This is a genomic window from Pseudomonas sp. PSE1(2024) (genome assembly GCF_050990555.1).
GTDB classification, from domain to species: Bacteria; Pseudomonadota; Gammaproteobacteria; order Pseudomonadales; family Pseudomonadaceae; genus Aquipseudomonas; species Aquipseudomonas aphyarum.
The window spans coordinates 3,988,488-4,014,607 of sequence record NZ_CP158967.1 but is presented as its reverse complement, the minus strand read 5'-3'; the positions used below and the strand labels follow the sequence as shown (position 1 = coordinate 4,014,607).

Annotated in this window: 30 protein-coding genes and 2 pseudogenes; 21 read left to right on the top strand and 11 right to left on the bottom strand. The window is 59.9% G+C overall.

Annotated elements, in window-relative coordinates:
* Window positions 1–3: 3 nt before the first annotated feature.
* From ABTV87_RS18160 to ABTV87_RS18150, 3 genes and pseudogenes are all read left to right on the top strand, one after another.
* On the top strand, window positions 4–639 hold the full coding sequence (locus tag ABTV87_RS18160; RefSeq protein WP_007958235.1) for a lytic polysaccharide monooxygenase auxiliary activity family 9 protein: 636 nt from the start codon (window positions 4–6) through the stop codon (window positions 637–639).
* A 40-nt stretch (window positions 640–679) separates the two neighbouring features.
* Window positions 680–1,681: pseudogene (locus ABTV87_RS18155) on the top strand (chitinase); the annotation flags it as partial.
* Window positions 1,682–1,849: 168 nt separating this feature from the next.
* Window positions 1,850–2,440 (top strand): NUDIX domain-containing protein, encoded by a 591-nt coding sequence (locus ABTV87_RS18150; protein WP_064380653.1) that lies wholly within the window; start codon window positions 1,850–1,852, stop codon window positions 2,438–2,440.
* On the opposite strand, the gene ABTV87_RS18145 is transcribed toward ABTV87_RS18150, so the two are convergent.
* Window positions 2,437–2,952 carry a methylated-DNA--[protein]-cysteine S-methyltransferase gene (locus tag ABTV87_RS18145; protein WP_433898068.1) on the bottom strand — a complete coding sequence of 172 codons (516 nt, stop codon included), beginning with the start codon at window positions 2,950–2,952 and terminating at the stop codon, window positions 2,437–2,439. The two genes, ABTV87_RS18150 and ABTV87_RS18145, sit on opposite strands and share 4 nt — an antisense overlap.
* 136 nt (window positions 2,953–3,088) lie before the next feature.
* On the opposite strand from ABTV87_RS18145, the gene ggt reads away from it, so the two are divergent.
* The 3 genes from ggt (at window position 3,089) to ABTV87_RS18130 (ending at window position 6,545) form a co-directional block, all read left to right on the top strand.
* Window positions 3,089–4,816, top strand: coding sequence for a gamma-glutamyltransferase (ggt, locus tag ABTV87_RS18140; RefSeq protein ID WP_102718740.1), 1,728 nt, complete (start codon window positions 3,089–3,091; stop codon window positions 4,814–4,816).
* A 66-nt stretch (window positions 4,817–4,882) separates the two neighbouring features.
* Window positions 4,883–5,416, top strand: a complete 534-nt coding sequence (locus ABTV87_RS18135; protein WP_007958242.1) for a cysteine hydrolase family protein — start codon at window positions 4,883–4,885, stop codon at window positions 5,414–5,416.
* Window positions 5,417–5,525: 109 nt separating this feature from the next.
* Window positions 5,526–6,545, top strand: a complete 1,020-nt coding sequence (locus ABTV87_RS18130) for a lysozyme inhibitor LprI family protein (protein WP_433898067.1) — start codon at window positions 5,526–5,528, stop codon at window positions 6,543–6,545.
* A 9-nt stretch (window positions 6,546–6,554) separates the two neighbouring features.
* Here the strand turns inward: ABTV87_RS18130 and ABTV87_RS18125 are convergent, their stop codons facing one another.
* On the bottom strand, window positions 6,555–7,196 hold the full coding sequence (locus ABTV87_RS18125; protein ID WP_041475350.1) for a TetR/AcrR family transcriptional regulator: 642 nt from the start codon (window positions 7,194–7,196) through the stop codon (window positions 6,555–6,557).
* A 124-nt stretch (window positions 7,197–7,320) separates the two neighbouring features.
* Between ABTV87_RS18125 and ABTV87_RS18120 the strand changes: the two genes are divergently transcribed.
* Together ABTV87_RS18120 and ABTV87_RS18115 are read left to right on the top strand one after the other, a co-directional pair.
* Window positions 7,321–7,779 (top strand): GNAT family N-acetyltransferase, encoded by a 459-nt coding sequence (locus tag ABTV87_RS18120; protein WP_433898066.1) that lies wholly within the window; start codon window positions 7,321–7,323, stop codon window positions 7,777–7,779.
* Between the two features lie 122 nt (window positions 7,780–7,901).
* Window positions 7,902–8,516: a hypothetical protein gene (locus ABTV87_RS18115; protein WP_085602563.1), complete on the top strand. Its 615-nt coding sequence runs from the start codon at window positions 7,902–7,904 to the stop codon at window positions 8,514–8,516.
* Between the two features lie 52 nt (window positions 8,517–8,568).
* On the opposite strand, the gene ABTV87_RS18110 is transcribed toward ABTV87_RS18115, so the two are convergent.
* Window positions 8,569–9,114 (bottom strand): hypothetical protein, encoded by a 546-nt coding sequence (locus ABTV87_RS18110; protein ID WP_085602565.1) that lies wholly within the window; start codon window positions 9,112–9,114, stop codon window positions 8,569–8,571.
* A 77-nt stretch (window positions 9,115–9,191) separates the two neighbouring features.
* Window positions 9,192–9,488 (bottom strand): DUF7693 family protein, encoded by a 297-nt coding sequence (locus ABTV87_RS18105; protein WP_085602567.1) that lies wholly within the window; start codon window positions 9,486–9,488, stop codon window positions 9,192–9,194.
* A 175-nt stretch (window positions 9,489–9,663) separates the two neighbouring features.
* Between ABTV87_RS18105 and ABTV87_RS18100 the strand changes: the two genes are divergently transcribed.
* Complete coding sequence (locus ABTV87_RS18100; RefSeq protein WP_433898065.1) at window positions 9,664–11,109, top strand: SulP family inorganic anion transporter; 1,446 nt, start codon at window positions 9,664–9,666, stop codon at window positions 11,107–11,109.
* Between the two features lie 126 nt (window positions 11,110–11,235).
* Here ABTV87_RS18100 and ABTV87_RS18095 read toward each other — a convergent pair whose 3' ends face one another.
* Window positions 11,236–11,760 (bottom strand): carboxymuconolactone decarboxylase family protein, encoded by a 525-nt coding sequence (locus tag ABTV87_RS18095; RefSeq protein ID WP_433898064.1) that lies wholly within the window; start codon window positions 11,758–11,760, stop codon window positions 11,236–11,238.
* 134 nt (window positions 11,761–11,894) lie between these two features.
* Between ABTV87_RS18095 and ABTV87_RS18090 the strand changes: the two genes are divergently transcribed.
* Window positions 11,895–12,716, top strand: a complete 822-nt coding sequence (locus ABTV87_RS18090) for a cupin domain-containing protein (RefSeq protein ID WP_433898063.1) — start codon at window positions 11,895–11,897, stop codon at window positions 12,714–12,716.
* 3 nt (window positions 12,717–12,719) lie between these two features.
* Here ABTV87_RS18090 and ABTV87_RS18085 read toward each other — a convergent pair whose 3' ends face one another.
* Entirely contained in the window at window positions 12,720–13,613 is an 894-nt protein-coding gene (locus ABTV87_RS18085) for a DMT family transporter (RefSeq protein WP_085602576.1), read from the bottom strand.
* Window positions 13,614–13,702: 89 nt separating this feature from the next.
* Here ABTV87_RS18085 and ABTV87_RS18080 point away from each other — a divergent pair, with 89 nt between their 5' ends.
* A complete protein-coding gene (locus tag ABTV87_RS18080) occupies window positions 13,703–15,034 on the top strand; it encodes a PLP-dependent aminotransferase family protein (protein WP_433898062.1) in 1,332 nt (443 codons plus the stop codon).
* 55 nt (window positions 15,035–15,089) lie between these two features.
* Window positions 15,090–15,476, top strand: coding sequence for a c-type cytochrome (locus ABTV87_RS18075; protein WP_433898061.1), 387 nt, complete (start codon window positions 15,090–15,092; stop codon window positions 15,474–15,476).
* A gap of 49 nt (window positions 15,477–15,525) precedes the next feature.
* On the opposite strand, the gene ABTV87_RS18070 is transcribed toward ABTV87_RS18075, so the two are convergent.
* Window positions 15,526–16,410 (bottom strand): LysR substrate-binding domain-containing protein, encoded by an 885-nt coding sequence (locus tag ABTV87_RS18070; protein ID WP_221533710.1) that lies wholly within the window; start codon window positions 16,408–16,410, stop codon window positions 15,526–15,528.
* Between the two features lie 160 nt (window positions 16,411–16,570).
* Here ABTV87_RS18070 and ABTV87_RS18065 point away from each other — a divergent pair, with 160 nt between their 5' ends.
* From ABTV87_RS18065 to ABTV87_RS18055, 3 genes are all read left to right on the top strand, one after another.
* A complete protein-coding gene (locus tag ABTV87_RS18065) occupies window positions 16,571–17,872 on the top strand; it encodes an NAD(P)/FAD-dependent oxidoreductase (protein ID WP_433898060.1) in 1,302 nt (433 codons plus the stop codon).
* Window positions 17,873–17,923: 51 nt separating this feature from the next.
* Window positions 17,924–19,012, top strand: a complete 1,089-nt coding sequence (locus tag ABTV87_RS18060) for a polyamine ABC transporter substrate-binding protein (protein ID WP_433898059.1) — start codon at window positions 17,924–17,926, stop codon at window positions 19,010–19,012.
* 102 nt (window positions 19,013–19,114) lie between these two features.
* Entirely contained in the window at window positions 19,115–19,450 is a 336-nt protein-coding gene (locus ABTV87_RS18055; RefSeq protein ID WP_127798661.1) for a hypothetical protein, read from the top strand.
* A gap of 73 nt (window positions 19,451–19,523) precedes the next feature.
* On the opposite strand, the gene ABTV87_RS18050 is transcribed toward ABTV87_RS18055, so the two are convergent.
* A complete protein-coding gene (locus tag ABTV87_RS18050; RefSeq protein ID WP_085602588.1) occupies window positions 19,524–19,886 on the bottom strand; it encodes a hypothetical protein in 363 nt (120 codons plus the stop codon).
* A gap of 269 nt (window positions 19,887–20,155) precedes the next feature.
* On the opposite strand from ABTV87_RS18050, the gene ABTV87_RS18045 reads away from it, so the two are divergent.
* Window positions 20,156–20,632 (top strand): Hcp family type VI secretion system effector, encoded by a 477-nt coding sequence (locus tag ABTV87_RS18045; RefSeq protein ID WP_433898058.1) that lies wholly within the window; start codon window positions 20,156–20,158, stop codon window positions 20,630–20,632.
* A gap of 61 nt (window positions 20,633–20,693) precedes the next feature.
* Here the strand turns inward: ABTV87_RS18045 and ABTV87_RS18040 are convergent, their stop codons facing one another.
* Together ABTV87_RS18040 and ABTV87_RS18035 are read right to left on the bottom strand one after the other, a co-directional pair.
* Entirely contained in the window at window positions 20,694–21,095 is a 402-nt protein-coding gene (locus tag ABTV87_RS18040; RefSeq protein ID WP_433898057.1) for a hypothetical protein, read from the bottom strand.
* A 126-nt stretch (window positions 21,096–21,221) separates the two neighbouring features.
* On the bottom strand, window positions 21,222–21,791 hold the full coding sequence (locus tag ABTV87_RS18035) for a chorismate mutase (protein ID WP_433898056.1): 570 nt from the start codon (window positions 21,789–21,791) through the stop codon (window positions 21,222–21,224).
* Window positions 21,792–21,857: 66 nt separating this feature from the next.
* Here ABTV87_RS18035 and ABTV87_RS18030 point away from each other — a divergent pair.
* The 5 genes and pseudogenes from ABTV87_RS18030 to ABTV87_RS18010 form a co-directional block, all read left to right on the top strand.
* Window positions 21,858–22,016 (top strand): annotated as a pseudogene (locus ABTV87_RS18030) (phosphotyrosine protein phosphatase); the annotation flags it as partial.
* A gap of 17 nt (window positions 22,017–22,033) precedes the next feature.
* On the top strand, window positions 22,034–22,594 hold the full coding sequence (locus ABTV87_RS18025) for a nucleotidyltransferase family protein (protein WP_433898055.1): 561 nt from the start codon (window positions 22,034–22,036) through the stop codon (window positions 22,592–22,594).
* Between the two features lie 116 nt (window positions 22,595–22,710).
* Window positions 22,711–24,066 (top strand): MATE family efflux transporter, encoded by a 1,356-nt coding sequence (locus ABTV87_RS18020; RefSeq protein WP_433898054.1) that lies wholly within the window; start codon window positions 22,711–22,713, stop codon window positions 24,064–24,066.
* A gap of 91 nt (window positions 24,067–24,157) precedes the next feature.
* Complete coding sequence (locus tag ABTV87_RS18015) at window positions 24,158–24,715, top strand: YceI family protein (RefSeq protein WP_433898053.1); 558 nt, start codon at window positions 24,158–24,160, stop codon at window positions 24,713–24,715.
* Window positions 24,716–24,780: 65 nt separating this feature from the next.
* On the top strand, window positions 24,781–25,467 hold the full coding sequence (locus ABTV87_RS18010) for a GNAT family N-acetyltransferase (RefSeq protein ID WP_085602605.1): 687 nt from the start codon (window positions 24,781–24,783) through the stop codon (window positions 25,465–25,467).
* Between the two features lie 70 nt (window positions 25,468–25,537).
* Here ABTV87_RS18010 and ABTV87_RS18005 read toward each other — a convergent pair whose 3' ends face one another.
* On the bottom strand, window positions 25,538–25,978 hold the full coding sequence (locus tag ABTV87_RS18005) for a hotdog fold domain-containing protein (protein WP_433898052.1): 441 nt from the start codon (window positions 25,976–25,978) through the stop codon (window positions 25,538–25,540).
* Window positions 25,979–26,120: the final 142 nt, after the last annotated feature.

Below are 26,120 nucleotides of genomic sequence, written 5' to 3'. Positions count from 1 at the left end.
AACATGAACCAACCACAAGCTCAAACCCAACTGCGACACGGTCGCGTCATTTCCCCTGCAAGCCGCGGCGCGGTGGCGATCGAGCAAGGATTGCTCGGCGGCTGGCAGGTCAATGAAATGGAAGGCGGCAAGAACTTCCCGGCACTCGCGGCCGGCCCGTTCCCGGCGCCATTCGAAAGCGACAATCCGAGCGTCGTACCGCCGGCTGACGGCTATATTCTCAGTGGCGGCAAGAACGACGCACGTGATTGTGTGAACTTCACCGCAGAAGAAATGAGCAAGAAACTCGGGCGTCCGTTCTCCTGGCCGCTGCTCAATGTCACCCCCGGTCAGACCCTTGAGGTCAAATGGGAGTACACCGCGCCGCACACCACCCGCGGTTATCGCTGGCTGATCACCAAGGATGGCTGGGACCCGAAACAACGCATCACCCGAGCGCAACTGGAAGCGCAACCGTTCGCCGAGGATTTCTATCCGCAAGTGCCGTACTACAGTCATTCGGCGGAATTGAAAGCCAAGGTCAATCACGCCGTGAAACTTCCGGGCAACAAGCAGGGTCATCACGTCATCGTCCTGATGTGGATCGTCGCCAACACCGGCAACGCCTTCTATCAGGCCTTCGATGTGGACTTCAAATAAGCCCGCAACGTCAATCCCACACGTTCTGAAGGATTAGAACATGTCAAACATCGACTTCACCCTATTGAAAAACCAGGCCAGCGACGCGGCGTCGCTGATGCCGACTCTTGCCGGCAAGAAGATCCTCATGGGCTTCTGGCACAACTGGCCGGCCGGCCCGAGCGATGGTTACCAGCGCGGCCAGTTCGCCAACATCGCGCTGGAAAACGTGCCGAAGGAATACAACGTGGTCGCGGTGGCCTTCATGAAGGGCAGCGGGATTCCGACCTTCAAGCCGTTCAACGTTTCCGATGCCGAGTTCCGTCGTCAGGTCGGCGTGCTCAACAGTCAGGGGCGGGCGGTGCTGATTTCCCTGGGCGGTGCCGATGCGCACATCGACTTGCGCGCCGGTCAGGAGCAACCGCTGGCCAATGAAATCATCCGTCTGGTGGAAACCTACGGCTTCGATGGTCTGGACATCGATCTTGAACAGAGCGCGATTGATTTCGCTGCCAACAAGACCGTCCTGCCGGCCGCGCTGAAACTGGTCAAGGATCACTACGCCGGCCAAGGCAAGCATTTCATCATCAGCATGGCGCCGGAGTTTCCGTACCTGACCACCTCCGGCAAATACGTCGGTTATCTGCAGGCGCTGGAAGGCTATTACGATTTCATCGCTCCGCAGTTCTACAACCAGGGCGGCGACGGGGTCTGGGTGCCGGAAGCCAATAACGGCAACGGGGCGTGGATCGCCCAGAACAACGACGCGATGAAAGAGGACTTTCTCTATTACCTGACCGAGAGCCTGGTGACCGGTACTCGCGGTTTTACGAAGATCCCGGCGGACAAGTTCGTCATCGGCCTGCCGTCCAACGTCGATGCGGCCGCTACCGGCTACGTGATCGACAAAACCGTAGTCGGCAACGCGATGAAACGCCTGGCGGTCAAAGGGCATCCGATCAAGGGCCTGATGACCTGGTCGGTGAACTGGGACAACGGCACCAGCAAGGATCGCGTGCCGTACAACTGGGAATTCAGTCGGCGTTATGGACCACTGATTCACGGGGCGCCGTCTACGGCGCAGGGCACTGATGCCGCAACGGTGAACGTGGCACATCAGTAGTCAATGAACGAAAAGCCCGGTAGCGCTGCCGGGCTTTTTTTTCGTCGGCGGTTCGCATCAATTCACCTACCATGGCCATCTTCCGATGACAAAAAAGGATCAGGCGTCATGTCCAACACAGCCGAGCGGGTCAACATCGTCGATACCCAGGTGTTGTCCCACGACTGGTATCTGCTGAAGAAAATCACCTTCGACTATCACCGCAACAACGGTGACTGGCAGCGTCAGACGCGCGAGGTCTACGACCGTGGCAATGGCGCGGCGATCCTGCTGTTCAACCGCGAGCAACGGACCGTGGTGCTGACCCGGCAGTTCCGTCTGCCGGTGTTCGTCAACGGTCATGACGGTTTGCTGATTGAAGTGGCGGCCGGACTGCTTGAAGGCGCGGCGCCAGAGCAGCGCATCCGCGACGAGGCCGAGGAAGAAACCGGTTACCGCGTGCATGACGTGAAGAAGGTGTTCGAGGCCTACATGAGCCCCGGCTCGGTGACCGAGAAACTGCACTTTTTCATCGCCGAGTACGATGCCTCGTCAAAGGTCAGTGAAGGGGGCGGTCTGGAAGAGGAAACCGAAGAGCTGGAAGTGCTGGAGTGGCGTTTCGACGACGCGCTGGCGGCGTTCCAGCGCGGCGAGATTTGCGATGCCAAGACCATCATGCTGCTGCAATACGCGGCGATGAATAACCTGTTCGGCGGTTAAAACAGATCGCCGGTTTTACCGATGTCCGACCACTGGCCACCCTCCAGGGTCAGCAAGCGCTCTTTGGCTTCAAGGCCTCCGGCAAACCCGGTCAGTTTTCCTGAGGCGCCGATGACTCGATGGCACGGCGCAATGATCGAAATCGGATTGCGCCCGTTCGCCGCGCCGACGGCACGCACCGCACTCGTGTGGCCGATCTGTTCGGCGATCTGGCTGTAGGTGCGGGTTTCGCCAAACGGAATGGTCAGCAGCGCGGCCCAGACCTTTTTCTGGAACTCGGTGCCGGCAAAGTCCAGCTCCAGATCGAACGCGTTTCGCGTTCCTGCAAAATATTCTTCCAGCTGACGCGCGGTTTTCATCAGCACCGGATTGTCCGGTGATTCGCTCATCGGCCCGAGGCGCACCCGGTTCGGTTTGTCGTTTTCCCAGAGGATGGCGGCCAGACGTGAGCCGTTCGCGACCAGCTTCAACTCGCCGACAGGCGAGGGCAGGGTGATGAACGTATAGGCCATGGGAAAAACTCCGGTACGGGGGCGAAAACTGCGCCCAGCATACTGCCGGATCGGGGAGGCGCAAACCGTAATCGCGGCCATACTGGCTGATGCTCTTGAAGCGCTTTCCTACCTTATAAAAAGAAGAGACCGACTCATGAAGTACGAACCTTTTGCCAAATCGCTGATTGCGACCTCATTGGCGCTCAGCTGCCTCATGGCCCACGCCGCCTCGGTTGCCCCGGTCGCCGCCGAAAACGGCATGGTGGTCACCGCCCAGCACCTGGCCACTCACGTGGGTGTCGACGTGTTGAAAAGTGGCGGCAACGCGGTGGATGCGGCGGTCGCCGTGGGCTATGCACTGGCGGTGGTTTACCCGGCGGCGGGCAACCTCGGTGGTGGTGGTTTCATGACCATTCAACTGGCGGACGGACGCAAGACCTTCCTCGACTTCCGCGAAAAAGCCCCGCTGGCCGCGACAGCCAACATGTACCTCGACAAGGACGGCAACGTCATTCCGGATCTGAGCACCCGTGGCCACCTCGCGGTCGGCGTTCCGGGCACTGTGTCCGGCATGGAGCTGGCGCTGAGCAAGTACGGCACCAAGCCGCGCAAGGAAATGATTGCCCCGGCCATCAAGCTGGCCGAAGACGGTTTTGCGCTGGAACAGGGTGACGTCGAGCTGCTGGAATACGCCACTGACGTGTTCAAGAAAGACATCAAGGATTCCGGTGCGATCTTCCTGAGCAACGGCGAACCGATGCAGGTCGGGCAGAAACTGGTGCAGAAGGACCTGGGCAAGACCCTGCGCACCATTTCCGAAAAAGGCGCCGACGGTTTCTATAAAGGCTGGGTGGCCGACGCCATCGTCACCTCCAGCCAGGCCAACAAGGGCATCATCACCCAGGCCGACCTCGACAAATACAAGACCCGCGAACTGGCCCCGGTGGAGTGCGACTATCGCGGCTATCACGTTGTGTCCGCACCGCCGCCAAGTTCCGGCGGGGTGGTGATCTGCCAGATCATGAACATCCTCGAAGGCTATCCGATGAAGGATCTGGGCTTCCATTCGGCCCAGGGCATGCACTACCAGATCGAGGCGATGCGCCACGCGTACGTGGATCGCAACAGCTATCTTGGCGACCCGGATTTCGTGAAGAACCCGATCGAGCACCTGCTGGACAAGAACTACGCGACCAAGCTGCGTAACGCGATCCAGCCGCAGAAGGCCGGTGTGTCGGCAGAACTCAAACCCGGCGTCGCCCCCCATGAGGGCAGCAACACCACGCACTATTCGATCGTCGACAAATGGGGCAACGCGGTCTCGGTCACCTACACCCTCAACGACTGGTTCGGTGCGGGCGTGATGGCGAGCAAGACCGGGGTGATCCTCAACGATGAAATGGACGACTTCACCTCCAAGGTCGGCGTGCCGAACATGTACGGCCTGGTGCAAGGCGAAGCCAACGCCATCGCTCCGGGCAAGGCTCCGTTGTCATCGATGAGCCCGACTATCGTCACCAAGGACGGCAAAGTGGTGATGGTGGTCGGTACGCCGGGTGGCAGTCGCATCATCACCGCGACCCTGCTGACCATGCTCAACGTCATCGACTACGGCATGGGCCTGCAGGAAGCGGTCGATGCGCCACGCTTCCACCAGCAGTGGATGCCGGAGGAAACCAACCTCGAAGACTTCGCCGCGAGCCCCGACACGAAGAAGATTCTCGAGAGCTGGGGCCACAAGTTCGCGGGCCCGCAGGACGCCAACCACATCGCCGCGATCCTGGTCGGTGCACCGTCGCTGGGTGGTAAACCGGTCGGCAAGAACCGCTTTTACGGCGCCAACGATCCACGGCGCAACACCGGGTTGTCATTGGGTTACTGAGCAGAGTAAAAAGGGGGCGGGCACACGTCCGCCCCTGTCTCAAGGACCGATCAAGGAAGGCTCACCATGACCACCGCATTGCTGATCATCGATGTCCAGCGCGCCCTGTGCACAGGCGAATACGAATGCCACGACATCAAACGGGTGATCGATACCATCAACGGCCTCAGCGCCCGCGCGCGTCAATCGGGTGTGCCGGTGGTGTTGATCCAGCACAACGAAAAGGACAGTCCGTTAGCTCACGGTGCCGAAGGCTGGCAACTGGCTGACGGCCTGGCCACCACACCCGGCGATCTGCGCGTCGACAAGACTGCGAACGACTCGTTCTACCAGACCAACCTGCAGAAACTGATCCCCCGGGAAGATTTCGACCGCCTGGTGATTTGCGGTCTGCAAACCGATTACTGCGTCAACGCCACCGTGCGCCAGGCCCATCAACTGGGCTACGACGTGGAGCTGGCGGCCGATGCGCACTCCACCGTCGACAACGGCAACATGAGCGCCGAAGACATCATCGCCGAACACAACAAGGACTGGGCGCACCTGACCGGTTCCGTGGCGCGGATCGATGTTAAGCCGGCGGCCGGGATCACATTCTGACTCGTTCTTGCGCAAGAGCCCGGTTGCCCGCGAGCAACCAGTGAAAAATCCAGAGCATCGACAGCCCGGGCCCGGCATACTGCCGCCGCCTCAGGAATGGAATCTGTCGATGCTCGCTTTCAATCTCCGTCACGCCTTGCTGCTGACCTCTCTCGTATTTGCTACCTCCTCGCACGCTGCCAGTTTCGACTGTGCTGGCGCTTCCAGCCCGGTTGAAAAAGCCGTTTGTGCGGATCCGTATACCTCGAGTCTCGATGAAAAACTCGGGGCGCTCTGGCGGACAGCGGTGGCGCAGGTAGCTGATCCGCAAGCGCTCAAGGCTGATCAGCGTTCATGGTTGAAACAACGCAATCAATGCGCTGCCAATAGCTCCTGCCTGCGCCGTGAATATTTGATGCGTCTGAAAGCGCTTGAATACGTGGCCAAGCCTTTCAGCTGGGATGCCACCTGGCAGATGATTCCGTGGGGCGTTTCATCGGCGGCAGAAGTCACAACCAAGCGTGTGGACGCCACGCATATTGCCTTTGATGTTTCTGCGTCAAATGGTGGCAACTCTGGTGATATGGACGGTGTGGCCACAATTGACGGTGCCGTAGCGCATTTCGCTGAAGGCAACTGCACCCTGAAGTTCAGCGCGCTCAACGGTTTGCTGGATGTTGATTCCGACGGAGGTGAGGGGGCTTGTGGTGGCGGGATGGGCGTTTACTACGATGGAAGGTATGTGGCATCTGACCAACCGATCGCGATTGAATACGACTTGCTGAGCCTTGGCGTTGTGCGTACGCAGCAAGAAGATCTGGCATTACGCACGTTGCTCAAAAATGACTATCAGACGCTGCTGCAAAATAGCGGCTCAATGGCAGCCGGCGAGACCTCTGGTGATGTGCCGGGGGGTGAGGTCAATGAGTTCTGGCTGCGAGGCCTGGCTTCCAGCAACGCGGCGATTCTGATGAGCGCGCCGGGCGGCCGAGTTTGGCTGGTGTTATTGGTTTTCGATGAGCAACGCAAAGTCAGGGCGCGGTATTACACCAACGTTCCCAAATGGAAAAAGCGGGTGCCTGATGTGCTGCTGGCATGGCGTGAACGTTTGGCGGGGGATGCGACACTACCTCTGGACCTGATGCCCTGACTCTCCCGTTCAGGTCGCAAACATCAACCTGCGAACATCACTCACCGGCTCGGACACCGCTCCGCTCAACACCAACCGCGTAATCGTCTCCGCCGCCACCGCATAATCCTCATCCTGCGGCACCTCCCGCCCGGTGATGCGCCCCATCTGCCAGCCAATGTTGGTGTAGGTGCGCGTCGCCGACCAGATAAACAGCATTAAATGCTCTGGATCGACCGGCGCCAGCAGCCCGCGATCGATCCAGCTGCGCAGGCACTCGACATTGCGCCGGGCTTCGCCGTGCAGCAGGTCGCGGCATTCGTCGGGCAACTGGCGGCCACCGAGCAGCAACTCTCCGCTGAAAACCTTGGCGATCGCCGGATGCTCGCGGGCAATGCGGATACGGGCGGCGACGTAGGCGCGCAGGCCGATCAGCGGATCATCACTCTCGCGCAGCACCGCCGAGGCTTCCAGCAACGGTTCGACGAAGCCGAGCAGCACTTTGCCGTAAAGGTTTTCCTTGCTCTGGAAGTAGTAATACAGGTTGGCCTTGGGCACACCGGCACGGGCGGCGATGTCGCGGGTCTGGGTCGCGTCGAAGCCGTTGGCGGCGAATTCTTCACTGGCGGCGGCCAGGATCAGTTGCTGGTTGCGTTCGCGGATGCTGCTCATGGACGGCATGGAGGGTCTGGCCATTTCGGGTTCGCAATATACAAAACCATATAGCGAATAAGCCAGCGAACTCGCTCCTCAGCGCTATGCTGGTTTCAATTTCGGTAACCTCAGGAAAGTGACAATGACCCTTCAGGCACTGCGCGCCACGACGATTCACCTCGACGCGGTGGCGAAGCTGTTCGACGCCTATCGCGGTTTTTATGGCCAGCCGTCAAATCTCGAGCAATCGCGGACCTTCATCGCCGAACGCATGGCCTTTAATGAATCGGCGATTTTTCTGGTTGAGGATGAAAGCGGTGAGGCGCTGGGATTCGTGCAGTTGTACCCGACGTTTTCTTCGATAGACGCCCATCGCACATGGCTGCTCAGCGATCTGTTCACTACGCCGGCCGCCCGTGGTCGTGGGGTCGGGCGATTATTGATGAACACCGCCCGCGACTTTGCCGTCGAAACCGGCGCCAAGGGCCTGGTGCTGGAAACCGCCACCGACAATTTCACCGCCCAGGGATTGTACGAATCACTCGGCTGGGTGCGCGATACGGGCTACTACACGTACACCCTCGATTTGCGCCAAAGCTGAGTCGGCGCGAACTTTTTCACGGTTTTCCCGAATCAGGTCTTTTCCCGGACGTAGACGATCACTAGAATCCGCCCCGGCGCTCCGCAATGGAGGCTCTTTGATATCACTTTAGGGACGACATCATGCAATTCGGGAAAATCCTTGCGCTGGGTCTGGTGCTCGCGCTGGGCGGCTGTGCCAGTTTCACCAAGGACGAAGTGGCCCCGGTCACGCTGCCATCGATGGCCAGCTACGCCAACAAGCCAAACGTCTATGTCGATTTCGACTTTTACCAGGGCGAGCCGAAAAGCGCTTCAGCCGTGGAAATGCCACAAGCTCGTGACATGCTCAAACCGCAACTGCAAACCGTCCTGAAGGATTCCGGTTTGTTCGGTCGTGTCACCTTCGACAAGTTCGAGAAGCAGCCCGGTGACTACAGCCTGCGCCTGAAAATGTACAACCATCCACCGAATGGCGGTCAGATGGTGCTGGCGTTCATCAGTGGTCTGAGCATGACGATCATCCCGGCCTATGCCACCGACCAGTACACCATGAGCCTGGAAACCCTCGATCAGCAAGGTCAGCCGCTGTCCACCGCGAGTAACCACGACGCGGTCGGCACCTGGATGGGCATCTGGTTCCTTCCGCTGGCGTTCAATACACCGAAAGCAGCAGTGACCGATACGTTCACTCGGCAGGTCAATGCGTTGCTCAAGGAATGGGCCGACAGCAACCGTCCGAAATATTCGGGTATCTGACTCACTCCAGCAGCAAAAAAAAGAGCCGCAATCGCGGCTCTTTTTTTTGCCCTTACTTCAGGGCCTGAATGAACTGTGGATCGCTGTACAGATTCTTCAGCAAGTCCTGCAGCATCGGGTTGTAAGCGTTGGTCGCGTTGGGAATCGCGATAACACCGAAAAAGCTGCTGTCCCACTGATGGCTGACATCTTTGGTGGCGTCGTACACCACATCGTTGCCATTGCGCAGGGTGAAGCGCGCAGCGATGGTGCCGTCACCTGTGCCCATACCGGCGTTCAACTGGTTCTTCACCACCAGCACTTGCAGATGACGGGTCGCCTGCGGGTCGAGCAGACCGGCCTTGCGCAGTTCTTCGGTGATCGCGTCCTGGATATGCGCCGGGATGCTGCCTGTCGGCGACTTGATCGGGTTGGCGCGGACCATCAACGAGCCTTCACCCGACTCGGCGGTAACCTGTGGATTGCTGATCGCGTGCAGCGGCGGGGTTTGCTTGAGCTTCTGAACGTTGTCGAAGCTTGGCTCGTAACGGGTCATGGTCATGCCACAGCCTTGCAGGAGCAGAGCAAACAGCGGGACCAACAGCAGCGATTTTTTCACGGCAGTTCCTTGCGCGTTGAGAAGGGGGGCGAATTATGGGCAGAGTGCCATCATTGGGCAACTCTGTTTGCCGTCCATCATTCACGTTGACGCAACAAACCCTCGATCTGCGCCAGCTCCCAGGTACTCAGCAGACTGACCGGGTCGGTGCCGAAACGCTGCCGGGTGTCGAGCGTCCACTCGCGACCGTCCGGGCAAAGACAATCAGCGCAGTGATGCAAGCGCCGGCCGTCGAAGTCCAGGTGCAAACGCCAGCCTTCGATGTCGACCGCAACCCGATCCGCTCGCGCGTCCATCACCCGCAAGGCACACACGCCCAACGCGGCATCGCGCAAGCGCTGGCACACTTCGCGGCTGGTCAGTTCGGTCGACATCCGGTGCTCCAATGGCTTAAAACAGCGCGCCAGCATAGAGCGAACGCCAACGGTTGTCAGCGATCACTGGCCCACGCCGGGGCATTTGCGTAACATCTGCAACCCTCTTTTTCCGCGGCGCTCTTTTGCGCAAATGCATGCGGCCGCGCCCGTCGGCCGCTCTGTCAGGTAAGCCATGAAACCGATTCGTCTGCGCGCCGATGTCCTGGCCGGACTCACCACCTCGTTTGCCCTGTTGCCCGAATGCATTGCGTTTGCGCTGGTGGCTCACCTCAACCCCCTGATGGGCCTGTACGGCGCCTTCATCATTTGCACGCTGACTGCGTTGTTCGGTGGCCGACCGGGCATGGTCTCCGGCGCGGCCGGTTCGATGGCGGTGGTGATCGTCGCGCTGGTGGTGCAACACGGCGTGCAGTACCTGCTGGCGACGGTGTTGCTCGGCGGCTTGATCATGATGGCGTTCGGGCTGTTGCGGCTGGGCAAACTGGTGCGCATGGTGCCGCACCCGGTGATGCTCGGGTTCGTCAACGGTCTGGCGATCATCATCGCGCTGGCGCAACTGGAGCATTTCAAGAGCGGTGAACAGTGGCTCAGCGGCACGCCGCTGTACCTGATGACCGGGCTGGTGCTGCTGACCATGGCCATCGTCTACATCCTGCCGCGCCTGACCCGCGCCGTGCCGCCGGCGCTGGTGGCGATCCTCGGCGTCGGATTGCTGGTCTACCTGTTCGGCCTGCCAACCCGCACCCTCGGCGACATGGCGCACATCGCCGGCGGCCTGCCGACGTTCGCGCTGCCGGACATCCCGTGGACGCTGGACACCCTGCGCATCATCGCGCCCTACGCGATTCTGATGGCGTTGGTCGGCCTGCTGGAAACCCTGCTGACCCTCAATCTCACCGACGAAATCACCGAAACCCGTGGCTATCCGGATCGCGAATGCGTGGCGCTGGGCGCGGCGAACGTGGTTTCCGGTGCGTTCGGCGGCATGGGTGGTTGCGCCATGATCGGACAGACCGTGATCAACCTGAGTTCCGGCGGGCGCGGGCGTTTGTCCGGGGTAGTGGCCGGGGTTTTGATTCTGCTGTTCATTCTGTTTCTGTCGCCGCTGATCGAGCGGATTCCGCTGGCGGCGCTGGTGGGAGTGATGTTCGTGGTGTCGCAGCAGACCTTTGCCTGGGCTTCGCTGCGGGTGCTGAACAAAGTGCCGCTCAACGATGTGCTGGTGATCATCGCGGTAACTACCATCACGGTGTTTACCGACCTGGCCACGGCAGTGCTGTGCGGGATCATCATTGCGGCGCTGAATTTTGCCTGGCAGCAAGCGCGCGAGTTGTACGCCGATGAACATCTGGAAGCGGACGGCAGCAAACTGTATCGCCTGCACGGCACGTTGTTTTTTGCCTCGACCACGCCGTTCCTCAATCAGTTCGACCCGGCCAGTGACCCGCAACGGGTGACGCTGGATTGCCGGCACCTGAGCTTTGTCGATTACTCGGCCATCGCCGCGCTGAAAACCTTGCGCGAACGCTACGCCAAGGCCGGCAAGCAGTTGCAGGTGTTTCACCTGTCCGAGCGCTGCAAGAAGTTGTTGAAACGCGCCGGGGTCGATCACGACTGACGCGTCCGACGCAGTACAAAATTCAATGTGGGAGCGAGCTTGCTCGCGATAGCGGAGTATCAATCGACAAAGATGCTGACTGATCCACCGCCATCGCGAGCAAGCTCGCTCCCACTGTTTTTTGCATTACGCTGGATTTTCGATTGCGGGGAAATCGATGTCGGTCAGCGCCACGTTGTTCAGGTAGTTGGTGAGGGTTTGCGCGGCGACGACGGCGATCACTTCGATGATCTTCTTGTCGTCGATGCCGGCGGCGCGGGCGGCGGCGATCTGTTCATCGCTCAGATGACCACGGGTTTCGGTCAGTTGATGGGCGAGGGTGGCAAAAGCATTCAGCCGACCGTGACGCGCTTCGATGATTTCTTCTGCTGCCAGCCCGGCCTTGCTGGCGAACAGGGTGTGCGCCGCCAGGCAGTAATCGCAACCGTTGACTTGTGAGGTGGCCAGATACACCGCCTCTTTTTCCTTGGCGCTCAGTGAGGTCTTGCCCAGAGTGGCCGAGATTTGCACGTAGGCATCCAGCGCGACAGGCGCAGTGGCCAGGGTCTTGAACAGGTTCGGCAGGAAGCCGATTTTTTTCTGCACGCCTTCAAGTGTCGGGCGAGTGGCGTCGGTAGCGGTTTCGAGGCTGAGAGGGGCGATGCGGCTCATGGTGATTCTCCGAAAGTCCGGTGCGAAGTGCGCCGGGGATGGAGTGAATGCTACGGAGCGCGACTGGTGCCTTGGGTGCAAATCGTCGAGGATATGCGACAGATCGTCCAAACCTGTCCTTGCGAGAATCAGTCATGGATCGCCTTTCTACGTTGCTCAGCCATTTCGGCGTCAATGCCGGCACCTTTCACAGCGGCACGTTTTGCGGGGTGAGCGCCTACGGCGGTGATCAGGTGTGCGGGCATGTGCACCTGTTGCAGGCGGGCGAGTTGTTGCTCAAACCGGGTAATGATCCTGAAATCTCGCTCAACGAACCGACCCTGATCTTTTTCCCCCGCCCCATGGCCCATCGCTTGTTCGCCAACGAAGCCATGGGCACGCAACTGGTGTGCGCTTCCCTGACCTTCGACGGCGGCGCGGGCAATGCTTTGGCGGCGGCGCTGCCGGATTATCTGGTGCTGAAACTCGCCGACCTTCCGGAAATGACCAACACCCTGGAGTGGCTGTTCAAGGAAGCCTTCGATGGGCACTGCGGGCGCGAAGCGGTGATGGATCGGCTGTTCGAATTGCTGGTGATTCTGCTGCTGCGCCACCTCATCAGCAGTCGCAACCAACAGCCGGGGATGATGTCGGGACTGGCCGATCCGAAGATTTCCCGAGCCTTGAACCTGATGCACGAGCAACCGGCCAAGGCCTGGAGCGTCGCTGAACTGGCGAGCGCCGCCAACCTGTCCCGCGCCGGTTTCGCCGAACACTTCCGGCGGGTGGTGGGGCAGACGCCGGTGGATTATCTGGTGAGCTGGCGGATCAGCCTCGCGCAAAAACGCCTGCGCGAGGGACGGCCGATTGCCCTGATCGCCGAAGAGGTCGGTTATGAAAGCCCTTCGGCGCTGGCCCGGGCGTTTCGGCGTAAGACCGGGCTCAGCCCGCGAGAATGGAAATCCGGTGCGAGCTGAAAACTATTTGGCGAATTTCTTCGCCCCGGCCACGCACAGGATCACCCCCAGGGTGACCACGAGCATGCCGACGCTGACATGTTCATGCAGCAAGGTCGCGGCCAGTGCCAGGCCAAAAAACGGTTGCAGCAATTGCAGCTGTCCGACCGCCGCAATTCCGCCCTGAGCCAGCCCGCGATACCAGAACACAAAACCAATCAGCATGCTGAACAGCGAAACGTACGCCAGACACACCCACGCCGACACACTGATACCGCTGAACGAGGCGGGCGCCAGCCACACGCTCAGCACGGCCATCACCGGCAGCGACAGCACCAGCGCCCAACAGATCACCTGCCAGCCGCCGAGGGTGCGCGACAGTTTTGCGCCTTCGGCGTAACCGAGGCCGCAGGCGAGAATCGCCGCCAGCATTAGCAGATCGCCAGTGGGCGAGGCGGTCAGGCCTTGCGAGATAGCGAAGCCGACCACCAGCGAACTGCCCAGCACCGAAAAAATCCAGAACACCGGACGCGGCCGTTCACCGCCGCGCAACACGCCGAAAATCGCCGTCGCCAGCGGCAGCAATCCTACAAACACAATGGAATGCGCTGACGTCACGTATTGCAGCGCCAAAGCCGTCAACAACGGAAAACCCACAACCACGCCCAGCGCGACGATCAGCAACGACAACCACTGATCCCGCGCCGGACGCCGTTCGCGAAACAACCACAGCAAGCACAACGCCAGGGCGCCGGCGATGGTCGCGCGGATGACGGTGAGAAATACCGGGTCGAATTCCAGCACCGCCAGCCGCGTGGCCGGCAGCGAGCCGCTGAAGATCACAACGCCGATGAAGCCATTGATCCAGCCGCTGGTTTTTTCCAGGGCCGGGGTGCCGAGTTGGGTGGTTCGTTCCATACGCATTGCGCTCAGTGGTGGGTTGCGTTGAAACAATCCTAGGGACGAGAATCAGGACAATCAAAGAATTGTCATGGATACAGCCCGACATGCCGCGCTCCCGTTACAAGACCCTCGTCGACACCTACGCGGCGGACATTCGCAGCGGTCGTCTGCTGCCCGGCACTCGCTTGCCGACTCATCGGCAACTGGCAGCGAGCGAAGGGCTGGCGCTGGTCACGGCTTCGCGGGTGTACGCCGAACTTGAGGCCATGGGCCTGGTCAGCGGCGAAGCCGGGCGCGGCACGTTTGTGCGGGAAACGTCGTTGTTGCCGGGGCAGGGCATCGACCAGAAAGACGTCGCGGTCGGCATGATCGACCTCAACTTCAACTACCCGTCATTGCCGGGGCAGGCCGAGCTGCTGCGCACCGCGTTGCGGCAACTCGCGTTGTCCGGCGACCTTGAAGCGCTGCTGCGTTATCAGCCCCACGCCGGTCGCCAGCATGAACGGGCCTCGGTGGCGCGGCATCTGCAAATGCGGGGTTTGAGTGTCGAGGCCGAGCAGGTGCTGATCGTCAACGGCGCCCAGCAAGGGCTGGCGGTGACGCTGATGGCGCTACTCAAGCCCGGCGATGTGATCGCTGCCGACGCGTTGACCTATTCGGGATTCAAAGTGCTGGCCGAAGCGCTGCACCTGGAAGTGGTGGCGATTCCCGTCAATGAGCAGGGCCCCGATCTGGCGGCCTTAGACAAACTCTGCCGCCAACGACCCGTGCGTGCGGTTTACAGCATGCCGACCCTGCACAACCCACTGGGCTGGGTGATGCCTTTGGAGCAACGTGAGGATTTGATCGAGATTGCCCGCCGGCATGATCTGACGATCATCGAGGATGCGGCCTACGCCTTTCTGGTCGATAACCCGCCGCCCCCGTTGGCAGATCTGGCACCGGAGCGCACGGTCTACGTGTCGGGCCTGTCGAAAAACATCGCCACCGGCCTGCGTGTCGGCTTCATCGCCGCGCCGGTCGAGCAGGTGGCGGCGCTGGAACGGATCATCCGCGCGACGACCTGGAACACCCCCGGCGTGATGACCGCCATCGCCTGCGGCTGGCTCGACGACGGCACCGTCACCTTGCTCGAAGCGCAAAAGCGCAGCGACGCCCAGGCCCGGCAAGTTCTGGCCGCGCAGATCCTCGAAGGCCTGCCGACTGTCGGCCATCCTTCTTCGTATTTTCTTTGGCTGCCGCTGCCGGAAGATGTTCGGGCCGACCACATCGTGGTCGAATTGATGCACGAACAGGTTTCCGTTACCACCGCCGAACCTTTCGCCGTGTCTACCCATGTGCCCCACGCGATTCGTCTGGCGCTGGGCTCGGTGGACATGCTTGTCCTGCGTCAAGCCTTGCTCAAAGTCCGCAAGGTCGTGGGCGCCTACCTGTAGCGCAACTTGCCGCGCACGATTACCCTTGGCGCCGCCGACGATCTGGAAAACCCTGATGAAAAACGCTGCATTAACGTTCGCCCTGATCCTCAACGCAGGCCTGCTCAGCACGCCAGCACTGGCTGCCGGGGACGCCGAGGCCGGCGCAAAAATCTTCCCGCGCCTGTGCGGCGGCTGCCACCAGGTCGGCGAATCCGCCCGCCCGGGCTTCGGCCCGGAACTCAACGGTATCATCGGTCGCCCGGCCGGGACGTCGGCGAATTACGTGTATTCCGACGCGATGAAAAACTCCGGCCTGACCTGGAACCGTGAAACGCTGACGGCGTATCTGAAGGATCCGAAGGGCGTGGTGCCGGGGACGCGGATGATCTTCTGGGGACTGAGTGACGAGGAGAAGATCGATAATCTGTTGGCGTATTTGCAGACGTTCTCTCAGCAATGAAGATCCGGTGAGGGAGCTGCGTAAGGCAGCTCCCGCGTGAATATCGTACTCATGTCGCGCGCTCAGCCTGCCCGGCAAACCACCCCATCACCACCGCACAAGCCGGATGCGCAGCCGCCGACGGCTGCAAGCACAACGAATAAATCCCTCCGGTTTTCAGCGGTTGCCCGAACGGCACCACCAGCACGCCGCGCTCGATGGATTCCGCCGCCAGCGTCATGTCCGTCACTGCGACGCCCAATCCCCGCGCCGCCGCATCCAGTGCCAGTTCATCGAGGTTGAACGGGATATGCCGGTAATCCTCCAGCGGTTTGCCGTCGTTCGCCGCCAGCCATTCGATCCACGCCTGACGATCCGCCGAGCGATGCAGCAGCGGGAAGCGCAGCAGTTCTTCCACTGAGCGCGGCGCATCGGCAAGGCTCGGGGCGCAGACCGGCACCAGGGTTTCCTGAAACAGGGTCAGGCAATCCGGATCGCTCGATTCGGTCGGCAAGTAAAGGATGTAGGCGTCACTGTCGCTGGTCGGTTCGACGATTTCGGTGGCGACGGTTTCGATGGCCAGCGAAACCTCGGGATGACGCAGGTAAAAGTCGCTGAGTTTGGGCAACAGCCAGCGCACCGCCAACGACACATGCATGCGAATGCGGAACGGGCGTTTCTGCGGTGTCAGGCGTTCTTCGAGGGTTTTCAGCTGCTCGAAAATGCTCCGCGCGCTGGCCAGAACCTGCTCGCCTTCCGGGGTCAGGCGCAGGCTGCGGCTGGTGCGCAAGAACAACGGGACGTTGAAGTGGCTTTCCAGCTGCTGGATCTGCCGGCTGACGGCGCTTTGAGTCAGGCACAGCTTCTGCGCGGCCAGGGTGAAGCTGCCGGAGTTGGCGACCTCTACCAGCGCCTGCATGGCTTGCAGCGACGGGACGTGGCGAATTTTATCCATGCGTTTTCCGAATGGCTCGATGATTTCTTAGCGTTGGTGAGGCGTTCGAAGACCTTATAGATTCTAGCTCTGGTGGTGATCTTCACAACGTGGGCATGCGATTCACGCATGGCCATGGTTGGAAGGCAAGCCGCCGAATGACCGTCGAATGAGGTGATGCATGGAAAATGTCAGTGGCTGGATCGCGCAAACCGCAAGCGCTGCGCAGCGGGATCGCCTGAGCGGTGCGCAAAAGGCCGACTGGCTGGTGATCGGCGCCGGAATCACCGGTCTCAGCGCCGCCCATCATCTGGCCGAGATGCACCCGCAGGCACGGATTGTCGTGGTTGATCGTCAGCGAGCGGCGCAGGGCGCTTCGGCGCGCAACTCGGGTTTTGTCGTCGCCCATGAACATCCGGCGGACAGCGAATTGATTGGCGGGCAGGGCTTTGCCGGATTTGAAGTCGACACGATGATTTCCCGCGCGGCCAGTGAAGAAGTCCGAGAACGGATTGCCCGTCACGCCATCGATTGCGACTTCCGTGACAGCGGCTATTTCTTCGCGGTCAACGATCCGGCCAAGCTCAATCAGGTCGACGCCAAACTGGCCACGCTGCGCGTACTCGATGCCCGCGCGGAGTTTCTGCAAGGCGAGGAGCTGAGCCGCAAACTCGGCACTCCTCACTATCAGGCTGCGATTTGGTGCGGTAACGGCAACGCGTTACTGCAACCGGCCAAATACGTGAAGGGTTTGCTCGATGCACTCCCGGGCAATGTCAGCGTGTACGAAAACACCGACATCACGGGGCTCGAGCGTTTGAGTCAGGGACGGATTCGGGCCAATTCACTGGATGGCAGCATCGAGGCAGGAAAGGTACTGGTCTGCCTGAACGCCTTCATTCCACGGGTCGGCATCGATGACAGCGCCACGTTTCCGATGGAACTGAGTGCCAGCCTTACGCGCCCGCTCACGGACCAGGAGTTCGCTGCTATCGGTTCGGTCGAACCGTGGGGCGTGCTGTCGACTCGTCCGCTGGGCGCCACGGTTCGGCTGACGCCGGATCGCCGGGTGATGATCCGCAACACCGCCGAATACCGCACGCGGGACCTCTCCAGCAGCGAACTTGCGCTGCGTCGTCAACACCATGTCCGGGGTTTGCAACGGCGCTTTCCGTTCCTCGGCGAGCACGACATCCAATACACCTGGACCGGCCATTTGAGCGCGACCCGCAGCGGTCAGGCGTATTTCGACCAGGTGGAAGAGGGCGTGTTTGCCGTCGCCGGTTGCAACGGCTCGGGCGTGGCGCGCGGAACCTTGTGGGGGCGACTGCTGGCGGAACTGGCATGCGGCGTCGATTCGCCACTGCTGCAATCGGTAAGGCAACGGGCCCAGCCCGGCTGGCTGCCGCCGCGACCTTTCTTCGATATCGGCGCCATGGTGCGCATGCGCGTGGAGGCGGTCAGGGCCAGAACAGAAATCTGAAAATTCGCACATCCCACAAGAACAAAAGCCACTCAATTCAGGTGACAGAACATGCGCGTCCACACACTTTCCCTGGCGGTCTTGCTCGCCACCGGTTCCTCGTTCGCCCTGGCCGATGAAACCGTCAACATCTCCAACTGGAGCAGTTACATCGCCGACGACACCCTGGCGAACTTCACCAAAGACACCGGCATAAAGACCACTTACGACATCCACGACAGCAATGAAGTGCTGGAATCGAAGTTGATGACCGGCAATACCGGTTACGACGTGGTCAGCCCGTCGAACCACTTTCTGTCGCGGCTGATCAAGGCGGGCGCCATCCAGAAACTCGACAAGTCGCAGCTGCCGAACTGGAAGAATCTCGATCCGCAGTTGATGCAGAAACTTGAAGTCAACGATCCGGGCAATCAATACGGTTATCCGTACATGTGGGGTACCGCCGGTATCGGCTACAACGTCGAGAAGATCAAGGCGATCTTCGGCAACACCGATGTCACGCGTTCGTGGAAGCTGTTTTTCGAAGAGGACAACATCAAGAAGTTGAGCCAGTGCGGTGTAGCGATCATCGACAACCCGACCCAAGTGTTGCCGATCACGCTCAACTATCTGGGCTTGCCGCCGCACAGCCACGAACCGGCGGATTACAAAAAGGCCGAAGCCGCTTTGTTCAAGATTCGCCCGTACGTGCAGTACTTCCATACTTCGAAGTACATCAGCGATCTGGCCAATGGGAATGTTTGCGCAGTGATCGGCTTCAACGGTGATGTTGTGCAGGCGGCTGCCAGTGCCCGGGAAGCGAAGAACGGTATCGACATCGCTTATTCGATTCCCGAAGAAGGCACGACCCTGTGGTTCGACATGGTGGTCATGCCGAAAAACGCGCCCCACGAAAAGAACGGCTACGCCTACATGAACTATCTGCTTGAGCCGAAGGTGATCGCCAACATCAGAAACAGCATTCACTACGCCAACCCCAACGCGGCAGCCGATGAGTTTCTGACGCCGGCGGTGAAACAGGATTCGGCGATCTATCCACCCAAAGCGGTGATGGACAAGTTGTTCACTGTGGAAGAACTGCCGGCGGCGATTGCCCGACTGACGACGCGCTTGTGGACCCGGCTTAAAACCAACACTTGAATATGAAACATGGCCTGGTTTGATACTAATGCGCCATCACTTGCGGTAAAGTGCGCGCCGCCCGAGAGACGGATCCCGGGCGTTTTCCCATGGAGTCTTGAAGTGAAATACCTCAGCAAAGTCGTCGCCGCCGCCCTGATCGGTGCGGTTCTGGCAGGTTGCACCGGCACCCCGATGAACACTAAACAATACGACAGCAGCCAATACACCGTGATTGGCCACAGCGAAGCCACCGCCACCGGTCTGCTGCTGTTCGGCGTCATCCCGATCCAGCAGAACAACCGCTTCGTGCGCGCCCAGACTGCCGCGATCAAAGCCAAGGGCGGCGACGCCATGATCAACACCCAGGTTCAGGAAAACTGGTTCTGGGCATGGGTTCTGACCGGTTACACCACCAAGATCTCCGGTGACGTGGTCAAACTGAAAACCGTTCAATAAGTACCGGTTGGACGTGAAAAAGCCCGGCTGATCAGGCCGGGCTTTTTGTTTGTGCAGCGGTAGAGCGTTTGACTCATGCGACGCGGCGTTCGATCAGACGGTCGGAACCACCTTCAGCGACGCGGCGTTCGATCAGACGATCCGAACCACCTTCAGCAACGCGGCGTTCGATCAGACGATCGGAGCCACCTTCAGCGACGCGGCGTTCGATCAAACGGTCGGAACCACCTTCAGCGACGCGGCGTTCGATCAGACGATCGGAGCCACCTTCAGCAACGCGACGTTCGATCAAACGATCCGAACCACCCTCAGCTACTCGACTTTCAATCAACCGGTCCGAACCGCCTTCGGCGATCATGGTGTGTGCGGGTTTGGCTGCAAAAGCGTTGACTGCAAGAACCGAGAAAGCGATGCCGAGAAGGATTTGGCGTTTCATGATCGTGTGCTCCAGGGGTGTTGTTTGTTGGGTATGGAGCCGATATTACGCCGGGGATTTTTTATGAGAACTTCATTGCGCTGATGGTGACTATCGACGCAGGCGATGCAGCGAAATCGATAGTAAACAGTTGAGCGGTGTCGCGATTAAAACACGCTTGAAGTTATGGGAAGTGTCTGTCAGTTAACGACTTTCACTTTCGGAAGCACCCTACATAAAGTGATGGTTACATCCACTAATCTGTTGCTCTTGCACAAGGAGTGACAGGTATGGCCAATCACAGTTACATGACCATCGAAGGGAAAACCCAGGGACTTATCTCGGCAGGGTGCTCGACACCGGAAACTCTGGACAACAAAGGTCAGGCCGGACATGACGATGAAATCAGAGTGTTGGCCTTTGCCCACAACCGGATGAACACCGACAAACTGATCCACAGTCCTGTCGCAATCACCAAGTGGATTGACCCGTCTTCGCCCTTGTTGGCGCGGGCACTCTCCAACAGAGAGGAAATCGACTGCTCTGTCAGCTTCTATAGAACTTCGCCGTATGGCATCGAGGAAAAGTACTTCACGATAAAGATCGGCGGGGGAGTGATTGCCGACATCACCCTGGACGTTCCCCATGCCATCCAGCAAAACGACGTTGCTCCACAGGAACGCCTCGCCATCCGCTATCGCGATATCACCTGGACCCATCATCTGGCGGGCACCAGTAGTTACAGTTTCTGGGACGCCGAGGAGTGAATAAGGCAGGCAAAGAAAAGCCCGGCTGATCAGGCCGGGTTTTTCTATATGCGCTGCTTACTTATGCAACGCGGCGTTCGATCAGACGGTAGGAACCGCCTTCAGCAACGCGGCGTTCGATCAAGCGATCGGAACCACCTTCAGCGACGCGACGTTCGATCAAACGATCAGAACCACCTTCAGCGACGCGACGTTCGATCAAACGATCAGAACCACCTTCAGCGACGCGACGTTCGATCAGACGATCAGAACCACCTTCAGCAACGCGGCGCTCGATCAGACGATCCGATCCACCTTCAGCAACGCGGCGTTCGATCAAACGATCCGAACCACCCTCAGCCAAGCGACTTTCAATCAACCGATCCGAACCGCCTTCGGCGATCATGGTGTGGGCGGGTTTGGCTGCAAAAGCGTTGACTGCAAGAACCGAGAAAGCGATGCCGAGAAGGATTTGGCGTTTCATGATCGTGTGCTCCAAGGGTGTTGTTTGTTGGGTATGGAGCCGATGTTACGCCGCGGATTTTTTATGAGAACTTCATTGAACTGATGGTGACTATCGACGCCAGCAATGAATGCCAAGACCCTTGTTCTAGGGCACCAGCGACCGAATGCACAGCTCTCCGGTGGCGCGGGTCAGGGCCAGTTCATGCAGCGCATCACGGGTCAGACCGGTGCGCGCCTTGGCCAGCCACGCCGGGCAGTTCCGGTCGTGGCGATAGGGCGTGAAGTCGGCGTATTGCTGCAGCAGACGGGTTTGCAACTCATCCAGACGCGGTCGAATCTGCTTGCCCAGATCCGGGCGCGGCGTGTCCGGCGCGGCACCGGCTGCCTGCCACTGTGCGAGCAAACCGTATTGCACCAGTTTGTTGGCCTCCATCTGTGCGGCGATCAACTGCGCGACGTCTTCCGGGTCGAGCTTGCGTTCGGCGGCCAGCTTGCGGGCGTTGTCGATCACCTGCGCCTCACGGGGACTGTCCTGGATCGGCTTGCCGCTGTCCCATTTGGTCAGGGCGACGAGGTCGCCGATGTTCAGGCGTTCGTTCAGAGTTGCTACTAAAGGTTGCAAGGATTCGGGTACGGCACCCGTTGTGGCAGCTTGCGCGGTGTTAGTGACCAGCACCAGGAGCGTGCAGGCGAGCAGGCGTGGAGATTGAAGCATGATAAATTCTCGAACGTTGTAGAGTTGGAAAAGCGTCATGGTCGAGTATTGGCATGGAGTCAGCCGGTGTTGAAAGTACTTTTTATTTGTAGCCAGAATCGTTTGCGCAGTCCGACAGCCGAACAACGGTTCGCTGATTGGCCCGGCGTGGAAACTGCGTCGGCGGGTACCGATCGCGAGGCGGGTGTCCCGGTCAGCCCTGAACTGTTGCATTGGGCTGACCTGACGACCGCAGAAACCCAATGATGCTAAAAGCCAATCTTCATGCACTCATGGCAAGTGATCGCGCACGCATGCAAATTCTTGAGATTGTAAGAGGATTGCAGCTGCCTGATTGCTGGGTCGCCGCTGGATTCGTACGTAGTCTGGTCTGGGATCATCTTCATGGACGGGTGTTCTCTGCATTGCCTTCTGATGTAGACGTCATTTGGTACGACGCGGATGACGCAAGTCCAGAGCGGGACGCGCAGTTGGAGTCATTATTAATGACGCTGGACAGCAGCATAAGTTGGTCGGTCAAGAATCAGGCAAGGATGCATCAGCGTAACGCCGATCAGCCCTATGCTTCTGCAACCGAAGCAATGATGTTCTGGCCTGAGACGGCTACAGCCATAGGCGTCAGACTTGGTGCCAACGGCATTATTGAAATAGCTGCACCGTTGGGCCTGCAGGATCTGTTTTCCCTCGTTGTCCGCCCTACGAGCAGGTTCCTCGCCGAGAAACATTCGATCTATCCGGAGCGTGTCCGCGCCAAGTGCTGGCATCTTGATTGGCCGCTTTTGCAGATCATGATGGAACGATGAACTCAGCTTCATACGCTTTTAATCAGACAGAAAAATCTTCACTGCTATTACCTCCGACAAGTCTCAAAACATCTAGCGTAATATCCAGGCAATCTTCCACCCGAGACGGACCCTCAATGCAAACCCCCGCTCAATCCCCCCTTTGGAAAACCTACCTGCTGTTCCTGGCCCCAATGGTGCTGTCGAACTTCCTGCAATCGATGTCCGGCACGGTCAACAGCATTTACATCGGTCAGATGCTCGGCACGCAGGCGCTGGCGGCGGTGTCGGGAATGTTTCCGATCATTTTTTTCTTTATCGCGCTGGTCATCGGTCTGGGCGCCGGGGCAGGGGTGTTGATCGGTCAGGCGTGGGGGGCGCGTGAGTCGCATATGGTCAAGGCGATTGCCGGGGCGACGTTGTTGTTGGGGGTGTTGATCGGGCTGGTGGCGGCGGTGCTGGGCAGTGTGTTTGCGCGTCAGGCCTTGCAGGGTTTGGGCACTCCGGCGGATGTGCTGGATGATGCGGTGGCCTATGCCCGGGTGATGATGTGGACCTTGCCGGTTGTGTTGGTGTACGTGCTGTTCACCCAGTTGTTGCGCGGGGTGAGCGACACGCTGTCGCCGATGCTGGCGCTGTTGCTGTCGACCGTGGTCGGGCTGGCGCTGACCCCGGCGTTCATTCGCGGCTGGTTCGGCTTGCCGCAACTGGGGATTCAGAGCGCGGCGTTCGCCGGTCTGGCCGGTACGCTGGCGGCGATGGCGTGGCTGTCATGGAGCCTGATCCGCAAGGGCCATCCACTGGCGCCGGATCGCGAGTTCTTCGCGGCGCTGCGACTGGACGGCGCGATTCTCGGCAAGGTGTTGCGCATCGGTCTGCCGACCGGGGTGCAGATGATCGTGCTGTCGCTGTCGGAGCTGGTGATTCTGGCGCTGGTCAACCAGCATGGCTCGCAGGCGACGGCGGCGTATGGTGCGGTGACGCAGATCGTCAACTACGTGCAGTTTCCGGCGCTGTCGATTGCGATCACCGCGTCGATTCTCGGCGCCCAGGCGATCGGTGCCGGACGGCTGGAGCGGATGGGGCCGATCCTGCGCACCGGGTTGTGGATCAACGTGTGCCTGACCGGCGGCTTGATCCTGGCGGGTTACCTGTTGTCGCACTGGTTGCTGGGGCTGTTCCTGACCGAAGACTCGACCCGGGCGATGGCCGAACACCTGTTGCACATCATGTTGTGGAGCCTGTTGATCTTCGGTTTCCAGGCGATCATCGGCGGCATCATGCGCGCCAGCGGCACGGTGCTGGTGCCCGTGGGCGTGGCGATCATCTGCGTGCTCGGCGTGCAGTTGCCGGCGGCCTACTGGCTGGACGGGCAGTTCGGTTTGCAGGGCGTGTGGATGGCGTTCCCGATTGCGTATCTGGGGATGCTGGTGTTGCAGACGCTGTATTACACACGGGTGTGGAAGCATCAAAAGATCGAGCGGTTGGTGTGACGGACTGATCCGGGTGGGCGTTGGCGGAACTGGCGCAAGTGATGGATGTTTGCTTAAGTCATTCGAGACCCATCGGGCGCCGGAGCATTCCATGTCGATTCGATTGTTGTTGGCTGCCGCGTGTTGCCTGATTGTCGTCCCTGCTGCAAATGCGGTGGAGTACACCCGGGTCAACACCACCGCCAGCCAGATCAGTTTCACCTATAACCAGATGGGCTCGCGGATGTACGGCACGTTCGGCAAGTTCGACGCGACGCTGGACTTCGACACCGACAACCTCGCCAGCGCCCGCACCACGCTGCACATCGACCTCACCAGCATCGACGCCGGCAGCGAAGACGCCAACACCGAACTGGTGAAACCGGCATGGTTCGACACCGATAAATTCCCTGTGGCGGTGTTCGAATCGACCCGCTTCAGTCCGGCCGGCGACAACCGTTATCTGGTCGACGGCCACCTCACCCTCAAAGGCATCACCCGTGAGGTGCAGGTGCCGGTGCAACTCAAACCCGACAGCAGCATCGGCATCTTCGACGGTGAACTGGTGCTCAAGCGCGACGAGTTTGGCCTCGGCGCAGGGGAGTGGGCGGACACCGTGGTGTCGAAGGACATCGACATCAAGTTCAAAGTGGTGGCGCCGCAGCAGTGACGCGTTCGGTCCTCAGCGCGTTGGCGCGGTATGATGGCGGCGTTTTCCGCCGGAGTCCGCCCGCCATGCCCCGCATCACCCACTACAAATCCCCATGCCCCGAAGGCGTCAACAGTCAGATCCTGCAGATGGTGGTCGACAACCTGACCGACATCAGTGCCATCGGCCTCGGCCCGAGCAACCTGCTGTACAACGTCTATCAGTACGCGGTCGGCTACGAGGTGCATCTGTATCTGGAGGCGTTGAACGGCGAGAAGGGCACCGAGGTGGAACTGCTGGTGGCCACCGACGACGATGATCCGGAGCAGGTGCTCGGCTTCCTGTTGTACCTACCGGTGCAGGGTGATTGGGAGGCGTGCAACGTGGCCTATCTGGCGGTGCGCGAGGGGCATCGGCGTCAGGGCGTGGCCCGTTCGTTGATCGCGGACATGGTGGCGCGTTACCCCCATGCCGAGCTGACCTGCAGCGTCGGCAAGGTGCCGTATTTCGAGGCGCTGGGCTTTGAAGTGCTGGGCCAATTGGAGACGCAGGTGCTGATGAGCACCCGGCACTACCGCAGCAACGGGCTGCGCGGTTTTATCGACACGACGCCGATTTACCGTTCGCTGGAAGTGCAGCAGATCCACACCTACCTGCTGCAAAAGCACGGCAAGCGGGCGATGCTCGATGCCGAAAAACAGCGCGACCGGCATCTGGATCAGGTCACTCGGCGCACCGAAGAATTTGTCCGCCAGCGCCTGACCGTTCACTGATCCCTTCTCTTTGAAACGACGAAAGCCCTTGTTGCGATCAGCGCAGCAAGGGCTTTTTGTGCGTGTGAAATCAGGACAGTTTCACGTTCATGGTGATCCGCGCCGTGAACACTTTCTTGCCTTCGGCGTCGTGGACATCCACTGGCACGATCTTGTCGCCTTCGGTCTGCCAGTCCAGTCCTTCGCCATTGGCCACGGCGGTAACGTCGGTCTTGGCCTTGGCCAGGTATTCGACGGTCATGCCTTTTGGAATCCAGCGTACGCCGGCGGGAATCGACACGTCAGTCATCATCCCTGCCGCCAGTTCAGCGGCATTGCACAGGGCGATAGCGTGCACGGTGCCGAGGTGGTTGGTGATCTCGCGGCGGTACGGCACTTGCACCTGCGCGGAACCTGCCCGCAACTCGGTCACCAGCGGATTGATGGTGCTGAAGTACGGTGCGACCTGGCAGGCCATCTGGCTGAACGCCTGGGAACCGACACTGTTGAACATGCTGAGAAACTGACTCATGGGTGAAGCCTCGCGGTTAGGGGATTTACAGAATCATGTTCCGTTACAGAATATTGTTCTGTAACGGAACGGTATTCTGTCCGCGGGAAATCTGTCAACCTGTGCGCGTTTCGATCATCGGCACGGATGTGCCCTTTACCCG

Excerpts from the sequence above, each read along its gene's own strand:
- ABTV87_RS18115 (WP_085602563.1), top strand. The coding sequence starts at position 7,902 with ATGCAATTCGGGAAAATCCTTGCGCTGGGTCTGGTGCTCGCGCTGGGC.
- ggt (WP_102718740.1), top strand. The coding sequence starts at position 3,089 with ATGAAGTACGAACCTTTTGCCAAATCGCTGATTGCGACCTCATTGGCG.
- ABTV87_RS18070 (WP_221533710.1), bottom strand. The coding sequence starts at position 16,410 with ATGGATAAAATTCGCCACGTCCCGTCGCTGCAAGCCATGCAGGCGCTG.
- ABTV87_RS18060 (WP_433898059.1), top strand. The coding sequence starts at position 17,924 with ATGCGCGTCCACACACTTTCCCTGGCGGTCTTGCTCGCCACCGGTTCC.
- ABTV87_RS18020 (WP_433898054.1), top strand. The coding sequence starts at position 22,711 with ATGCAAACCCCCGCTCAATCCCCCCTTTGGAAAACCTACCTGCTGTTC.
- ABTV87_RS18100 (WP_433898065.1), top strand. The coding sequence starts at position 9,664 with ATGAAACCGATTCGTCTGCGCGCCGATGTCCTGGCCGGACTCACCACC.
- ABTV87_RS18035 (WP_433898056.1), bottom strand. The coding sequence starts at position 21,791 with ATGCTTCAATCTCCACGCCTGCTCGCCTGCACGCTCCTGGTGCTGGTC.
- ABTV87_RS18080 (WP_433898062.1), top strand. The coding sequence starts at position 13,703 with ATGCCGCGCTCCCGTTACAAGACCCTCGTCGACACCTACGCGGCGGAC.
- ABTV87_RS18010 (WP_085602605.1), top strand. The coding sequence starts at position 24,781 with ATGCCCCGCATCACCCACTACAAATCCCCATGCCCCGAAGGCGTCAAC.
- ABTV87_RS18120 (WP_433898066.1), top strand. The coding sequence starts at position 7,321 with ATGACCCTTCAGGCACTGCGCGCCACGACGATTCACCTCGACGCGGTG.
- ABTV87_RS18125 (WP_041475350.1), bottom strand. The coding sequence starts at position 7,196 with ATGAGCAGCATCCGCGAACGCAACCAGCAACTGATCCTGGCCGCCGCC.
- ABTV87_RS18065 (WP_433898060.1), top strand. The coding sequence starts at position 16,571 with ATGGAAAATGTCAGTGGCTGGATCGCGCAAACCGCAAGCGCTGCGCAG.
- ABTV87_RS18090 (WP_433898063.1), top strand. The coding sequence starts at position 11,895 with ATGGATCGCCTTTCTACGTTGCTCAGCCATTTCGGCGTCAATGCCGGC.
- ABTV87_RS18015 (WP_433898053.1), top strand. The coding sequence starts at position 24,158 with ATGTCGATTCGATTGTTGTTGGCTGCCGCGTGTTGCCTGATTGTCGTC.
- ABTV87_RS18145 (WP_433898068.1), bottom strand. The coding sequence starts at position 2,952 with ATGGCCTATACGTTCATCACCCTGCCCTCGCCTGTCGGCGAGTTGAAG.
- ABTV87_RS18040 (WP_433898057.1), bottom strand. The coding sequence starts at position 21,095 with ATGAAACGCCAAATCCTTCTCGGCATCGCTTTCTCGGTTCTTGCAGTC.
- ABTV87_RS18045 (WP_433898058.1), top strand. The coding sequence starts at position 20,156 with ATGGCCAATCACAGTTACATGACCATCGAAGGGAAAACCCAGGGACTT.
- ABTV87_RS18050 (WP_085602588.1), bottom strand. The coding sequence starts at position 19,886 with ATGAAACGCCAAATCCTTCTCGGCATCGCTTTCTCGGTTCTTGCAGTC.
- ABTV87_RS18150 (WP_064380653.1), top strand. The coding sequence starts at position 1,850 with ATGTCCAACACAGCCGAGCGGGTCAACATCGTCGATACCCAGGTGTTG.
- ABTV87_RS18160 (WP_007958235.1), top strand. The coding sequence starts at position 4 with ATGAACCAACCACAAGCTCAAACCCAACTGCGACACGGTCGCGTCATT.
- ABTV87_RS18105 (WP_085602567.1), bottom strand. The coding sequence starts at position 9,488 with ATGTCGACCGAACTGACCAGCCGCGAAGTGTGCCAGCGCTTGCGCGAT.
- ABTV87_RS18135 (WP_007958242.1), top strand. The coding sequence starts at position 4,883 with ATGACCACCGCATTGCTGATCATCGATGTCCAGCGCGCCCTGTGCACA.
- ABTV87_RS18025 (WP_433898055.1), top strand. The coding sequence starts at position 22,034 with ATGATGCTAAAAGCCAATCTTCATGCACTCATGGCAAGTGATCGCGCA.
- ABTV87_RS18075 (WP_433898061.1), top strand. The coding sequence starts at position 15,090 with ATGAAAAACGCTGCATTAACGTTCGCCCTGATCCTCAACGCAGGCCTG.
- ABTV87_RS18130 (WP_433898067.1), top strand. The coding sequence starts at position 5,526 with ATGCTCGCTTTCAATCTCCGTCACGCCTTGCTGCTGACCTCTCTCGTA.
- ABTV87_RS18005 (WP_433898052.1), bottom strand. The coding sequence starts at position 25,978 with ATGAGTCAGTTTCTCAGCATGTTCAACAGTGTCGGTTCCCAGGCGTTC.
- ABTV87_RS18095 (WP_433898064.1), bottom strand. The coding sequence starts at position 11,760 with ATGAGCCGCATCGCCCCTCTCAGCCTCGAAACCGCTACCGACGCCACT.
- ABTV87_RS18085 (WP_085602576.1), bottom strand. The coding sequence starts at position 13,613 with ATGGAACGAACCACCCAACTCGGCACCCCGGCCCTGGAAAAAACCAGC.